Raw genomic sequence first — 14,150 nt, forward strand, 5'->3', positions numbered from 1 at the left:
CACAAAGGTCCTGAATAGCTGATAAATACTGGGTTATAAGGATATTGATAACACGGTCTTTGTTATAAAATTTGCTAAAAATACGTAAATTTTCAGCAAATTGTCGTTTTTTACTCCAACTATTCTTATTAAATTGCCCAAAAGCCTTAAAGAATCAGGATTATGACAAATTTATTAGCTATAATCTAGGCATCTTAATACGAAACTCGCGTTAATTAGATTTATACTACCTAAATCCTCCAATATAAGCACAAAAATAAACACAGAGTTAAAATTAAAGTAATTCCATACCTGTAACCGAACCAATCAACAAATAATGAAACAAGAGTTTAGTTATGAAGTAGAGTTAAAAAGCAGCAGAGGAAGAGGTTCAGGCCTACTCGAAAGAGTAGGCAGACGCAATATATAAACTATCGTTTATTATTTGCTTGCTGGTTCATATATTTTAGATTCAATGGATGATTTTAAGATTGCATGGTAATGTCAATGATGGATTGAATAGGATTGAGATTCATGAACCATGGCGATACAGTTTGCAAGAATAGAAATAGTTGGCAGAAGTGAAGGTAAAAATGCTTGCCTAAAAGCTGCTTATAATGCCAGGCTGATTATTAAAGATGAGAGAACTAACGTCACTTATAATTTTAGCAAAAAAGGAGATAATGTTTACCATGCAGTGTTGTTGCCTGCTCATGTAGATGAAAGATTCAAAGACCCAAGGGTTTTGATGAATGAAGTGGAGCGTACAGAAAAGTGAAAAAACAGTCAATTATTAAAAGATGTAGTTATAGCACTGCCTGATGATACGGAATTAGATTTACAAGATAGAATAGCTATTACCCATGAAATTATTGAAGAAATGGGATGGGTAAAGAATGGGCTTAGGGTGCAGGTAGATATTCATTCACCTCATGATGGTGAGAAGAATTGGCATGCTCACTTGCTTGTTACTACCAGAAGATTTACAGAAGATGGAAAATCTTTAGGAGCTAAGGCAGTAGATTTAAATCCTAAATTTGCCAAGGTAAGTGGCAAAGCGTTTATTATCCCCGAAGATAAAATTATTCATGAAAGAGCTAAAGAAGTAATCAATAAATATTTTGCTAAATTAGGTTTAGAAATCAGAGTAGACCCAATAAGTTTTAGCCCTGAGCAGCATGTTGGTCCTACTAGAATGAGAAGTATTATCAATGAAATAGCAGAGCAAAATAAAATATGTAAGTTAGCCCATATTGAAATTATCAAAGGAGCGGATGTGGTACTTGATCGTATTATTCGTCATCAAGCTATTTTTACTAAACTCGATATAGAAAAAGCAGTAAAAGAAATTCCAGAAGAAGCAGAAAAGCAAAAACTAATAAGGGAGGTATTAAATTCAGATAGGCTGGTAAAACTATATAATGAAGATGGCACGGATACTAAATACTATACTACTCAAGACATACGGGATGAAGAATTAAGGATAGTTAGAATAGCTGATAAGGTAAATAGCCAGATTCATTTTAATAATGGTATTAAGCTTAAAAGTGCTATTGATAATCTTGCAAGTGTTAATGAAGCACAAAGAGCAAGCCTGCATCACATATTAATTAATAGTCAAGGTATTAAAATCCTTCAAGGTAGAGCCGGCACCGGTAAGTCACAAGTACTTGCTGAAGGCTATAAAATTGCTACTCATCATGGGCAAAATATTATAGGACTCGCTCCTACTCATAAAGCAGCATCAGAGCTTAAAAGTAAAGGCTACCAGCAATGTCATACGGTAAAAGGGTTTTTATTTAAATTATATAATGGTAAAGCTGAGCTACCAAGAAATACTACGCTAGTAGTAGATGAAGCAGGAATGGTAGGTAATAGTGATTATTTAGAATTATTAAAAGTAGCAAGGAGTAATAATTGTAATTTGATACTGGCTGGAGATGAGAGACAACTAACTTCCGTTGAGCGAGGAGGAATGTTTGCAGTATTGGCTAGTAAATTTGGCTCGTATGAGTTGAGTAGAATTAGAAGACAAAATAAAGTATGGGCAAGAGACATGGCTTCGTGCTTTGCAAAATCAGATATTGCTGGTGGCTTGCGTTTACTTGCACAACATGATGGTTTAAAGATTGATCATACGCTAGAAGAATCAATGGCAAGATTAATTAATGATTGGAGCAACAGCAAATTTGCTCTAAATGAGCGTTTAATAATTACCATGCGTAATGTTGAAGTAGATAGTATTAATCAAGGGATCAGGGAGTTACTAAAAGCTAAAGGCTTGCTTACCGGTAAAGAGTATAGACGCTATCTACCATCTCAGCAGTATGAAGATTATATGGCAGGAGATCGTATTTTGTTTAAAAGTACTAATAAAGATTTACAAATAGAAAATGGGGAATTTGCAACGATAACTTCAGTAAGCAACGATAAGTTTGTTACTAAAACAGATAGCAGGAAAGAAATAGAATTTAATCCTCAAGATGTAAGCTTTAAACATGGCTATGCTTCTACAGTATATAAAGCACAAGGAGCCTCAATTAAAGATGTCTATGTATTACATAATTTAGCAGGAAATAGCAGAAATTCTTATGTAGCCATGACTAGACATATAGAAGAGGTAAAACTTTACTATAATAGGAAGGCTACCAGGAATATGGTCAGTTTAATATCGCAACTTAGCAAAATAGATAATAGGCTATCTAGCATTAATTTTAAAACTTTAGAAGAGTTGCTAGCAGTTCAGGAAAGCAAGAGTCCTAATATTATAGATAAAGTAGGTAATTGGTTTAAAGGGGTAGTAGAAGATATTAAGGATAGATTACACAGTAATGATAATTATTACCACTTAAGAATAAGCTCAAGACCACCTGCTAAAGTAGCAGAAATCCTAAGAAGCACTAGCACAAATTTTGCCACAAGCCATAAAGCCCAAGAAGAGCAAAAAAGCTCTTCTGATAATCTCAATAATTGTAATAAGCAAGCTACAACAATCAGTGTTAAATTACAAGAGGAGGTTATAGCAAAGAATAAAATAGATTATAATGTAATTAATAAACAAAAAGCTCTGGAATTAAAACAAAAATTATCATTTAAAGCTGAAGAAATAGGACGAAGCTTACTTGGTAGTCCAAATAAGCATTTATCAAATAGCCAGTTACTCCGCTGGGAGAAAGATGGTAAAATAGCGATGAAGATAGGTGGCAGTAAAGCTGGTATCTGGCATGATTTTAGTATAGGAGAGGGAGGAGATTTATTTACCTTAGTACAAAGAGAAAAAAATTGTGATTTTGTAGAAGCTAAGAAATATTTACAAAATATGGTTGGTGTGTCAACAAATAGTAAAGATCTAGCAGTAAATTTAGCAGCAAACAAAAATCAACAAATTAAAACTCAAACAGAGCAAGAGGCTGAAACAGTAAAAATTAAGAGAGCTATAGGATTATATGAAAAATCAGACTCTGTAAAATATGTCATGCCAAATAATGTAGCAAAAAGATATTTATCAGAACATCGTAGAATTAAAGAAGTATTAACAAGATACCAACTAAGTAACGATCTAAAAACTAATATGATGTGGGATAGTAATAGTAAACAATATTATCCTGCATTAATTGCTTTTGCTAGAAATAAAGATGGTAATATTACCGGTGGACAATCAATTTATTTAAACAAAGAAACAAATAATAAAGCTGATATTGAGGTTAATAAACGTTCATTTGGAAAAATTAAAGGTTCTTTTGTTGAGATTAATAAAAATAACGAACAGCAGAACGTACAAAGCAGTAAAGATGGCAATAATTTAGCAAGTAATGTAACGGTTATAGCAGAAGGGGTAGAAACCGCTTTAAGCATTGCGGAAGCTGGTATTAAAGGCAAAATTCTTTGTAGTTTAGGTGTAAGTAACATCAGGAACTATGAGCCTATCAAAGGTGAGAGAATAATAATTGCTGCTGATAATGATGGTAAAGATGCAGTATCAGTTAATACTGTAATTAAAGCACAGGAAGAATTAATTAGCAAAGGAGCTATAGTATCAATAATACGACCAGCAGAAAAAGGCGATTTTAATGATATGTTAAAATCCCAAGGGGCAGAATCTATAGATAAGCTTATAGAGCCTGAAATAATAAAATTAACAGCAACTATCAAGGCAATAGAACTTAAATCATCCTTAAAAGCAAATGATAATAGCAAATCACAAATTAAGTCTATAGAATTACTATTTTCAAAAATGGTAAATAACGATAATAACGGACTAAATAATTTGCAACAACAGCAAATAACAGCTCTAGCCAAGTTTGGCACAGAAGAGAATATCAATACCGCAATACAAATCTACAGAGAAAAAGGTATAGATTCTTGTATGCTCTATAGTAACAAGATTTGCATAGCAGCAATAGAGAAGAAGATACAGAAAGATTTACAAATTATGCAGAATAAATTTGATCCTAAATATAATCTTGGTGATAAAAAATTTTCTGATATAGTAATATATGATTTTCAAGGCAAAAGCCATCTCGTTGCTGAAGATTACTTAAATGCCATAGGAAGAGATAAACAAGTAATGCAATATATAAGTCCAAGCTCAGAAATAGGTAAAGAAATAAGAAGTGTGATAAAGCAAGTATCTGAGGTAAAGCTTAGTCAAGGAATAAGAGTTTAGAGTATAGTATAATAATATTTATCAAGTTAAAAAATATAAATATATGAGTGAACAAGGAAACCTGCTGGGTGATCCAGATCAGGATAAGAAGAAAGCTAAGCATGATAAGATATTTCGTAAAGCACTGGAGAATCCTCTAGTTGCCCATGAATTCTTTAATGCACATTTGCCCCCAAATATTAAAAGTTTAATAGATTTTCCTAGTTTAGCAATGGAAAACACCACATTTGTAGAAAGCTCTTTAAAAGATTCTATCTCTGATGTTTTATTTTCATGCAAATTTGATAAACAAGACGGATACTTATTTTTGCTTGTCGAACATCAATCACAAGCAGATCATTTTATGGCTTTTAGGCTATTTAAATATATGATTAATATTTGTGAGCGACATTTAATACAAAATCCTAAAGCTAAGACTTTACCGTTGGTATACCCAATGATATTTTACAATAATCAGGCGAAATATAATGTTGCAAGGAATTTGTGGGATTTATTTGCCAATAACAAATTAGCAAAAGAATTATGGATTAATGATTACCAGTTAGTGAATGTCCATGAAATTCCTGATGAAGAGTTTAAACAAAGGATATGGTCAGGGATATTAGAATTTTTTCTCAAGCATATACATGAGAGGGAATTATTAAAGAGATGGCAAGAAATATCAGATATATTACCGGAATTAACAAAAATAACTATAGGCTATGATTATCTAGAAATGATATTATATTATACATTGACGAAGATAGAGCAAGCTGATAAAATAAGACTAAAGAATTTATTATCAACAAAGTTGAATCCGGAAATAGGAACAAGGCTTATGAGAAGTTTAGCAGAGCATTGGCAACAAGAAGGAAAAGAAATAGGTATTCTTGAAGGTTTACAAGTTGGTAAAGCTCAAGGTATCCAAATTGGTGAAGCTAAAGGTATCCAAATTGGTGAAGCTAAAGGTATCCAAATTGGAAAAGCTGAAGGAAAAGCTGAAGAAAATATCAGAGTAAAAACAGAAATAGCAAAAAAACTATTATCCCAAGGTTGCAATATTGCTTTAATCTCTAGTGTAACCGGTCTTGATGAAGCTTTTATTAGTTCTTTAGAGTAAATATATTTCTTGTAAAATTTACTCTGCTGTTTAAAAAATCATTTATAAAAAATTCTGAAATAACGGCATCGTCAAGTTAAGTAACATAGTGTCAAAAAGAGTAATATTTTTAGATTTCAGGCAGCAAGAAGTCTTTGAGTAGCTTCATCCCAAATGGATTTAGCGGATGCAAATGCAATTCTTTGGTAAGGTGCTGTTTTAGTATATCTTCCAACATTTACGGCAAATATATTTCTAACTTTTCCCATCAGTGATAATGTACATTGTGCTGCATTAGGATGCTTAAATTTAATCAATATCTTCTCTTTTCGCCTAGTTGGTTGATGTGCATTCTCAACGCGATTATTTAATCTCTTATTAGTTCGATGTTTAGTCCTAGGACACATAAGCTTAATCAGTTTAATGTAACTCTTGAGCTTATCAGTAACAATTACTCTTGGAGCTGGGTAATTGCCCAATAATCTTAATAAAAAGCGAATAGCTGATTTCTTGTTGCGTCGCTTCTGTAGCAATACTTCTAATTCATGTCCCTCAGAGTCAACAGCCCTCCATAGTATGAATACTTCACCTTTAATCTTAATGTTCATTTTATCTAAATGCCATTTATCAGTTGGCTTCCGCTCTCTCTTTCTGATAACATCTTGAAAATAAACTGCAAATTTGTTGCACCAAAATCTTACTGTCTCATGACTCAAAATAATACCTCGATATGCCATCTGTTCTTGAACATCTCGGTAGCTACTATTAAAACGATGATATAACCATACTGCATGGCTAATGATGCTTGCTGGAAAACGATGTCTCTTCGGAGCTTGAGTAATACGCATAATGGTGAAATTTAGAGATAAATGGTTACTGCTATTCTATAAATTATTCCATGCATTTGCTCAATACTTAATTTACATCTCTCTTAACTTGACGGTGCCTTAAAAGCAAATGATAATAGCAAATCACAAATTAAGTCTATAGAATTACTATTTTCAAAAATGGTAAATAACGATAATAACGGACTAAATAATTTGCAACAACAGCAAATAACAGCTTTAGCCAAGTTTGGCACAGCAGAAAATATCAATACTGCTATGCAACTCTACAGAGAAAAAGGTATAGATTCTTGTACTGCTTATAGTAACAAGATTTGCATAGCAGCAATAAAGCAGAAGATACAGAAAGATTTACAAATTATGCAGAATAAATTTGATCCTAATTATAATCTTGGTGATAAAAAATTTTCTGATATAGTAATATATGATTTTCAAGGCAAAAGCCATCTCGTTGCTGAAGATTATTTAAATGCTATAGGAAGGGATAAACAAGTAATGCAGTATATAAGTCCAAGCTCAGAAATAGCTAAAGAAATAAGAAGTGCGGTAAAGCAAGTGTCTGAGCACAAGCTTAGTCAAGGAATAAGAGTTTAGAGTGTAGTATAATAATATTTTATCAAGTTAAAAAATGTCAACAATATGAGTGAACAAGGAAACCTGCTGGGTGATCCAGATCAGGATAAGAAGAAAGCTAAGCATGATAAGATATTTCGTAAAGCACTGGAGAATCCTCTAGTTGCCCATGAATTCTTTAATGCACATTTGCCCCCAAATATTAAAAGTTTAATAGATTTTCCTAGTTTAGCAATGGAAAACACCACATTTGTAGAAAGCTCTTTAAAAGATTCTATCTCTGATGTTTTATTTTCATGCAAATTTGATAAACAAGACGGATACTTATTTTTGCTTGTCGAACATCAATCACAAGCAGATCATTTTATGGCTTTTAGGCTATTTAAATATATGATTAATATTTGTGAGCGACATTTAATACAAAATCCTAAAGCTAAGACTTTACCGTTGGTATACCCAATGATATTTTACAATAATCAGGCGAAATATAATGTTGCAAGGAATTTGTGGGATTTATTTGCCAATAACAAATTAGCAAAAGAATTATGGATTAATGATTACCAGTTAGTGAATGTCCATGAAATTCCTGATGAAGAGTTTAAACAAAGGATATGGTCAGGGATATTAGAATTTTTTCTCAAGCATATACATGAGAGGGAATTATTAAAGAGATGGCAAGAAATATCAGATATATTACCGGAATTAACAAAAATAACTATAGGCTATGATTATCTAGAAATGATATTATATTATACATTGACGAAGATAGAGCAAGCTGATTAAATAAGACTAAAGAATTTATTATCAACAAAGTTAAATCCAGAAATAGGGACAAGGCTTATGAGAAGTTTAGCAGAGCATTGGCAACAAGAAGGGAAAGAAATAGGTATTCTTGAAGGCTTACAAGTTGGTGAAGCTAAAGGTATCCAAATTGGAAAAGCTGAAGGAAAAGCTGAAGAAAATATCAGAGTAAAAACAGAAATAGCAAAAAAACTATTATCCCAAGGTTGCAATATTGCTTTAATCTCTAGTGTAACCGGTCTTGATGAAGCTTTTATTAGTTCTTTAGAGTAAATATATTTCTTGTAAAATTTACTCTATATAAGTTCTGAAATAACAAAAAAGTTTTTTATACACGGCTTACCTCTAAAACTCATAATACTAAATTAGTAATTTAAAGGGTTATTATAATAGGATTTTTCTTTATAAGGTAAAACTCTCCCCGGCATCGTCAAGTTAAGTAACATAGTGTCAAAAAGAGTAATATTTTTAGATTTCAGGCAGCAAGAAGTCTTTGAGTAGCTTCAGCCCAAATGGATTTAGCGGATGCAAATGCAATTCTTTGGTAAGGTGCTGTTTTAGTATATGTAGAAGTCAAGATTTGATCTTACAGACACTATAAAAATTATATCTGAATATCTGATAAATTATGACTGTCAGATGAGTATTCAAGATATAAGATTTCATTGTTCTTTTCAATAGCTAATTTCTTACTATCCTTAAAAGTTTGCATAGGCGTTTTACCATAACAATATTTTCCTGAATGTGGTCGCTCATTATTGAAATGCTCTAACCAAATATCAAGATCTAATTGTAGATCATCAAGATCAGTGTAGATCCTTTTCCGCATAGCTGTATCAAAGAATTCTTGTGTCATAGTTTTATTAAAACGTTCACACATACCATTTGTTTGAGGAGAATATGCTTTAGTAATAGTATGTTCTATACCTTCGATACTTAGAAATAATTCAAAAGCATGATTCTCTATATTTCCCTTATATTCTGACCCGCGATCTGTCAGAATACGAAGTATTGTATGCCTTGAGTTTCATACCATGGTAACACGCGGTCATTAAGCATATCAGCAGCAGTTAAAGCTGTTTTATCAGTATATAGTTTAGCATCAGCTACTCTGCTATAGCTATCAATAAATATAGCTTAATGCGATAAGGTAGTGACTTTTTTAAGAGCATAGTAAACCGCATCAAAAAAGTGCTCAAAATTATAAACAGTTTTTCTTATTTCGTTCTTGATTTTAAACCAGTAATGCTCAATAGGATTTAAATCAGGAGAGTAAGTTGGTAAAAATAAAATACTGCAACCAACAGATTCAATTAACGTTTTCACTTTTGTACTTTTATGAAAATTAATATTATCCATTACTACTATCTGACCAGGCTTTAACTCTTTGATCAATATCTCTTGTACATAAGTTTCAAAAATGTCCTTATTACATGTCCCATCAAATATTATTGGGGCAATAATATCTTTGGCAGACACCCCAGCAATCATACTAATCCGTGATTTATATTGATAGCCCCTTTCACCATAACATCTTTGACCGATAATGCTCCACCCGTGTTCTCTACAGCTATTATCTTCTATCCCAGATTCATCGATAAATACTAAATCTTGTTTGTCTATAGTTTTTAGTTTCAATATAAACTCATTCCTTAGACCAACATCTCTTTTGGGATGAAGAAAAGTTTTTTTTATAACTATAACCTAATTTATTAAGCAATCTTGATATCGTACTTGCAGATACTTTTTGACTCCAGTTGTTAGCTAGTTCCATGGTGGTTTTATCAAAATTTAATTCTATAAATTTTTTAAATCCTTCTATGTCTCTTATTATTCTACGATGTCCTGTATGATAACCACTTTTTGCTTTGATATCGCCGGTTTGTTTCTTTAATTTTTTCCATTCTATTATAGTCTTCCTACTAATAGAGTATATCTCAGAAGTCTCTTTTATTGTTTTACCATCTGTTAAACTTTTTATTACTCGTATTCTTAAATCGTATGAATATGCCTTTGCCATAAGTTTTTCATTTAGTATAATCTAACTCATACTCTAAGTCACTATCTTATCGCATTAAGTATATATAGTTTAGCATCAGCTACTCTGCTATAGCTATCAATAAATACCTGAGAATAAACCTTACCTATACCCTTAAAATTTCCTACATAATATGTATCTTGGCATCCTAGATAACCTGGATGCTGTGTCTCAATCTCGCCATGGGCTTCTTTTTCGCTACGTCGTTTCTCTAGTACTTGTAACTGAGATTCAGTAAGTACAATACCATCCTGAGCCATCCTTGCTTCTAATGCTTTAAGCCTTTTATTGATATTGTTTAAATCATTACGTAACCAAATTGATCTCACTCCTCCAGGTGATACAAGTATACCGCTCTTCTTAAGCTCATTTGATACTCTTAGCTGACCATATGCTGGATATTCTATTGCCATATCCATTACTGCCTTCTCTATCGCTGGATCAACTCTATTGGCTATTATTGGCTTTCTTCGACTAATTTCATACAACGCTTCTTCACCACCAGTTTCATACAGTTCTTTAAATCTGTAATAACTATCTCTGCTATATGGTAAATTAAGTTGAAGTTTGCGTATTAAAGAATTGAATTAAAGCATTATATAATTGATCAAATTGAGTAATTTTAGCTTTAATCCATCGCTTCATATTGGTCCAAAATTTCTCTATTGGATTTAGATCAGGGGAGTAAGGTGGTAAGAATATTATCCTACAACCTACTGATTCTATTAGTTCTTTGGTCCTTTGAGACTTATGGAAAGCAGCGTTATCCATCACTACAACTTGTCCAGGTTTTAGCTCTTTTATTAAAAATTCTCCAACCCAACTTTCAAATAATTGTCTATTACATGTTCCATTAAATATCATCGGTGCTATACACTCTTTATTAACATAACCAGCTATGATATTTGTTCTGTTGTAATATTTACCGCTTTTTTTACCAATAAGTTTTTCGCTTTTTTTGCCCCATCCTCTATCTTTGCAGATATTTATCTCAATACCACTTTCATCAATATATACAAGATGTTCTATTGGTGTATCTTTTATGACCTCTTGGTACTTATCTCGCTTTTCTTGACTTGCTTCCAAGTAGGAAAAGTCTTTTTTTTATAGCTAAAACCTAGTTGCTTTAACCAATAATACGCACCCACAGAACTCATATTAAAATACGTACCCATTTCTAATAATGTGAAATTAGGATTAGAACTCACGTACAACTCAACATCTTGACTTGTTACCCGTCCTTTTTTGCCTCCTATTCTTCTTGCTAAATAATGTCCTTCGGACTTATATCTCTTATACCAATTCCTTACTGTGTTTGCTGCTATTTCAAATCTTATCGCAGTGCTATTGCAGCTATTACCTCTTTCTACATATCCTATAACTCTTTTTCTAAAATCTTGACTATATGATCTTGGCATTTTCCTTTATATATATCATCCCTATACTCAAACCTCAACTTAATTTACTATAGCCCATCGCTTTACATGCTGATGATATGCTACCAAGACTCTTAGCGAGTTCTAGTAATCCTAATTTTGGCTTTATTATTTTTTGATTTAAGTTCATTTCTTATCTCCATTTAATAATTAATTTATTTTACTAAATGTAAGATAAAATCTCAACTATTATATAGTATATCTTCCAACATTTACGGCAAATATATTTCTAACTTTTCCCATCAGTGATAATGTACATTGTGCTACATTAGGATGCTTAAATTTAATCAATATCTTCTCTTTTCGCCTAGTTGGTTGATGTGCATTCTCAACGCGATTATTTAATCTCTTATTAGTTCGATGTTTAGTCCTAGGACACATAAGCTTAATCAGTTTAATGTAACTCTTGAGCTTATCAGTAACAATTACTCTTGGAGCTGGGTAATTGCCCAATAATCTTAATAAAAAGCGAATAGCTGATTTCTTGTTGCGTCGCTTCTGTAGCAATACTTCTAATTCATGTCCCTCAGAGTCAACAGCCCTCCATAGTATGAATACTTCACCTTTAATCTTAATGTTCATTTTATCTAAATGCCATTTATCAGTTGGCTTCCGCTCTCTCCTTCTGATAACATCTTGAAAATAAACTGCAAATTTGTTGCACCAAAATCTTACTGTCTCATGACTCAAAATAATACCTCGATATGCCATCTGTTCTTGAACATCTCGGTAGCTACTATTAAAACGATGATATAACCATACTGCATGGCTAATGATGCTTGCTGGAAAACGATGTCTCTTCGGAGCTTGAGTAATACGCATAATGGTGAAATTTAGAGATAAATGGTTACTGCTATTCTATAAATTATTCCATGCATTTGCTCAATACTTAATTTACATCTCTCTTAACTTGACGGTGCCGTTTTAATAACTAGTAATAATTACTACTTATAATTATAACAGAATATTTAAGAATTTTTATTAAAATGTAAATATAGAGAGTATATTAGGCAGAGCTAACAACCACCGCTGTAGCTGTTTCACTTAAAAACAATAATCGCTCTACATTACGGCGTTTCACCAAGCCTTGCAGCGTAACACCACCTTTAGTTTTTACCCATCGCAGTAACTCATTGGCGGCGGTTGATTTTTTGCCGCAATGTTGATGCTTGAAATGCCCTCCAGCATCAGTTGAAGATAAATGAAATTAAAATGGACTATTGGCTTTTAGTTAATAGTAAGTTGGTACTATCAAGAAACATATCGCTGGTAAAGGTAACGCTACTAAATATGACGTAATAGAAGCTGTTAAAAGAAAGGATTTAAGCCGGTTGATAATAACGAAGCCGATAGCTTGGCATTGTTTGATTATGTTTTAAGTAAGTATGGAAAAGAATAGCTTATGAGCTGATTATTTTTTTATACTGTCTCAATATTAAAATTAAGTATTTTGGAACATATAAGGAACATATAAAATTTTTATAAAGGTGTAAAAATGGCTGAAATACCTGAAAATAACTGGTGGAGCCAGGGGGAATTGAACCCCCGACCTTTTGAATGCCATTCAAACGCTCTACCAACTGAGCTATGACCCCAATAAAAAGATAATTGTTTATACTCTAATAATGATACTAAATCTATAAGTTTTTTATGTGTTGTATTAAGATACTGTCATTGCGAGGAGGTTCGGGAGTTGGCTCGTTTATGTCATTGCGAGCGAATGAAATGAACGTGGCAATCCAGAAAAAATAATATGCAGGTCCGTGAATAAATCAGAGGATGACAATTGGAAAACCGATCTACGCAACAAATTCGTGGATGCAAAGCATTGACACAGCAATCTCATCAAACATCCTAAGATTGCTTCGTCGAAACTTTCATTTTCTCCTCGCAATGACGATTTGCTACTGACCTTGTTCCTTATCCTTTAACAACTTAATATCTCTATGTGTAATTATTTTATCGATTATGCCGAATTTTTTTGCTTCTTCAGGTGACATGAAATTATCACGCTCCATACTTTTCTCAACATGCTTTACATCTTGTCCGGTATGTTTACTATATAAGCTATTAAGGATCTTTTTGATTTTTAGAGTTTCTTGAGCATGAATTTCTATATCTGTTGCCTGTCCTCTATAGCCTCCGGATGGTTGGTGAATCATAATACGGCTATGCGGCAGGCTGTATCTCATTCCTTTTTCACCACCACAAAGTAAAAATGACCCCATAGAACAAGCTTGACCGATACAAAGTGTAGCTACTTTAGGCTTGATATATTGCATTGTGTCATAAATTGCAAGACCAGCTGTTACGACTCCTCCAGGAGAATTTATATACATATATATGTCTTTCTCAGGATTTTCTGCCTCAAGAAACAATAATTGAGCCGTAATTAAATTTGCCATATGATCTTCAATAGGACCACATACAAAGATTATCCGTTCTTTTAATAACCTTGAATATATATCATAAGCACGCTCACCCCTAGAGGTTTGTTCAATTACTATAGGTACGTAGGACATTGGATATTTTTCCTTAAAGTTTTTTGTTGGAAGGATATGTGTCATCCCGTGGAGGCATTGCCCGCGTGGATCGAAAAACGCCCCAAGGTAGTCATACCGTGGCTTGTCCACGGTATCCAGAAAATAGTAAAAAATACTAATTTTATTAGTATTTTTAACTGGATCCCGTGAATAAATCACGGGATGACAGGGGAAGAATGATCTACGCAACA

At 32.7% G+C, this 14,150-nt stretch carries 9 protein-coding genes, 1 tRNA gene and 7 pseudogenes; 6 read left to right on the forward strand and 11 right to left on the reverse strand.

Going from position 1 to position 14,150, the window contains the following annotated elements; all coding sequences use genetic code 11:
• Positions 1 to 520 precede the first annotated feature (520 nt).
• The 3 genes and pseudogenes from ACICQC_RS02745 to ACICQC_RS02755 form a co-directional block, all read left to right on the forward strand.
• Positions 521 to 1,087, forward strand: a pseudogene (locus tag ACICQC_RS02745) (MobA/MobL family protein); the annotation flags it as partial.
• 87 nt (positions 1,088 to 1,174) lie between these two features.
• The gene (locus tag ACICQC_RS02750; RefSeq protein WP_395477627.1) at positions 1,175 to 4,645 is read left to right on the forward strand and encodes an AAA family ATPase; all 3,471 of its coding nucleotides are present in this window, start codon (positions 1,175 to 1,177) and stop codon (positions 4,643 to 4,645) included.
• A gap of 43 nt (positions 4,646 to 4,688) precedes the next feature.
• Entirely contained in the window at positions 4,689 to 5,744 is a 1,056-nt protein-coding gene (locus tag ACICQC_RS02755; protein ID WP_395477299.1) for an Rpn family recombination-promoting nuclease/putative transposase, read from the forward strand.
• 116 nt (positions 5,745 to 5,860) lie between these two features.
• On the opposite strand, the gene ACICQC_RS02760 is transcribed toward ACICQC_RS02755, so the two are convergent.
• Positions 5,861 to 6,571 carry an IS6 family transposase gene (locus tag ACICQC_RS02760; protein WP_395476494.1) on the reverse strand — a complete coding sequence of 237 codons (711 nt, stop codon included), beginning with the start codon at positions 6,569 to 6,571 and terminating at the stop codon, positions 5,861 to 5,863.
• A gap of 87 nt (positions 6,572 to 6,658) precedes the next feature.
• On the opposite strand from ACICQC_RS02760, the pseudogene ACICQC_RS02765 reads away from it, so the two are divergent.
• Together ACICQC_RS02765 and ACICQC_RS02770 are read left to right on the forward strand one after the other, a co-directional pair.
• A pseudogene (locus ACICQC_RS02765) lies at positions 6,659 to 7,162 on the forward strand (conjugal transfer protein TraA); the annotation flags it as partial.
• Between the two features lie 45 nt (positions 7,163 to 7,207).
• Positions 7,208 to 8,215, forward strand: a pseudogene (locus ACICQC_RS02770) (Rpn family recombination-promoting nuclease/putative transposase).
• A gap of 331 nt (positions 8,216 to 8,546) precedes the next feature.
• Here the strand turns inward: ACICQC_RS02770 and ACICQC_RS02775 are convergent.
• The 8 genes and pseudogenes from ACICQC_RS02775 to ACICQC_RS02810 form a co-directional block, all read right to left on the reverse strand.
• Positions 8,547 to 9,073 (reverse strand): annotated as a pseudogene (locus ACICQC_RS02775) (integrase core domain-containing protein); the annotation flags it as partial.
• A 6-nt stretch (positions 9,074 to 9,079) separates the two neighbouring features.
• Positions 9,080 to 9,962, reverse strand: a protein-coding gene (locus tag ACICQC_RS02780) for an IS630 family transposase (protein WP_395477300.1) whose coding sequence is annotated in 2 segments (ribosomal slippage) — positions 9,080 to 9,634 and positions 9,636 to 9,962 — 882 coding nt in all. Because the reading frame shifts where the segments join, the coding sequence is not laid out codon by codon here.
• A 62-nt stretch (positions 9,963 to 10,024) separates the two neighbouring features.
• Positions 10,025 to 10,555 (reverse strand): annotated as a pseudogene (locus tag ACICQC_RS02785) (helix-turn-helix domain-containing protein); the annotation flags it as partial.
• Positions 10,536 to 11,066: an IS630 family transposase gene (locus tag ACICQC_RS02790; protein WP_395476239.1), complete on the reverse strand. Its 531-nt coding sequence runs from the start codon at positions 11,064 to 11,066 to the stop codon at positions 10,536 to 10,538. The pseudogene ACICQC_RS02785 and the gene ACICQC_RS02790, both read right to left, overlap by 20 nt.
• The gene (locus ACICQC_RS02795) at positions 11,021 to 11,398 is read right to left on the reverse strand and encodes an IS630 transposase-related protein (protein WP_395476240.1); all 378 of its coding nucleotides are present in this window, start codon (positions 11,396 to 11,398) and stop codon (positions 11,021 to 11,023) included. Before ACICQC_RS02795 ends, ACICQC_RS02790 begins: the two co-directional genes overlap by 46 nt.
• A 43-nt stretch (positions 11,399 to 11,441) precedes the next feature.
• A pseudogene (locus tag ACICQC_RS02800) lies at positions 11,442 to 11,546 on the reverse strand (IS481 family transposase); the annotation flags it as partial.
• Positions 11,547 to 11,605: 59 nt separating this feature from the next.
• A complete protein-coding gene (locus ACICQC_RS02805; RefSeq protein ID WP_395477301.1) occupies positions 11,606 to 12,238 on the reverse strand; it encodes an IS6 family transposase in 633 nt (210 codons plus the stop codon).
• Between the two features lie 184 nt (positions 12,239 to 12,422).
• Positions 12,423 to 12,542: a lysozyme gene (locus ACICQC_RS02810; RefSeq protein WP_395477628.1), complete on the reverse strand. Its 120-nt coding sequence runs from the start codon at positions 12,540 to 12,542 to the stop codon at positions 12,423 to 12,425.
• A 115-nt stretch (positions 12,543 to 12,657) separates the two neighbouring features.
• On the opposite strand from ACICQC_RS02810, the pseudogene ACICQC_RS02815 reads away from it, so the two are divergent.
• A pseudogene (locus ACICQC_RS02815) lies at positions 12,658 to 12,815 on the forward strand (Holliday junction resolvase); the annotation flags it as partial.
• A gap of 120 nt (positions 12,816 to 12,935) precedes the next feature.
• On the opposite strand, the gene ACICQC_RS02820 reads toward ACICQC_RS02815, so the two are convergent.
• Positions 12,936 to 13,011: transfer RNA gene (locus ACICQC_RS02820), tRNA-Ala, on the reverse strand.
• Positions 13,012 to 13,320: 309 nt separating this feature from the next.
• On the reverse strand, positions 13,321 to 13,938 hold the full coding sequence (gene clpP, locus ACICQC_RS02825) for an ATP-dependent Clp endopeptidase proteolytic subunit ClpP (RefSeq protein WP_395477302.1): 618 nt from the start codon (positions 13,936 to 13,938) through the stop codon (positions 13,321 to 13,323).
• Positions 13,939 to 14,150 lie beyond the last annotated feature (212 nt).

Origin of the sequence: Rickettsia endosymbiont of Pantilius tunicatus (genome assembly GCF_964291875.1) — a bacterium.
Lineage (GTDB): Bacteria > Pseudomonadota > Alphaproteobacteria > Rickettsiales > Rickettsiaceae > Rickettsia.

Excerpts from the sequence above, each read along its gene's own strand:
- ACICQC_RS02750 (WP_395477627.1), top strand. The coding sequence starts at position 1,175 with ATGAGAAGTATTATCAATGAAATAGCAGAGCAAAATAAAATATGTAAG.
- ACICQC_RS02755 (WP_395477299.1), top strand. The coding sequence starts at position 4,689 with ATGAGTGAACAAGGAAACCTGCTGGGTGATCCAGATCAGGATAAGAAG.
- ACICQC_RS02760 (WP_395476494.1), bottom strand. The coding sequence starts at position 6,571 with ATGCGTATTACTCAAGCTCCGAAGAGACATCGTTTTCCAGCAAGCATC.
- ACICQC_RS02795 (WP_395476240.1), bottom strand. The coding sequence starts at position 11,398 with ATGCCAAGATCATATAGTCAAGATTTTAGAAAAAGAGTTATAGGATAT.
- ACICQC_RS02805 (WP_395477301.1), bottom strand. The coding sequence starts at position 12,238 with ATGCGTATTACTCAAGCTCCGAAGAGACATCGTTTTCCAGCAAGCATC.
- clpP (WP_395477302.1), bottom strand. The coding sequence starts at position 13,938 with ATGTCCTACGTACCTATAGTAATTGAACAAACCTCTAGGGGTGAGCGT.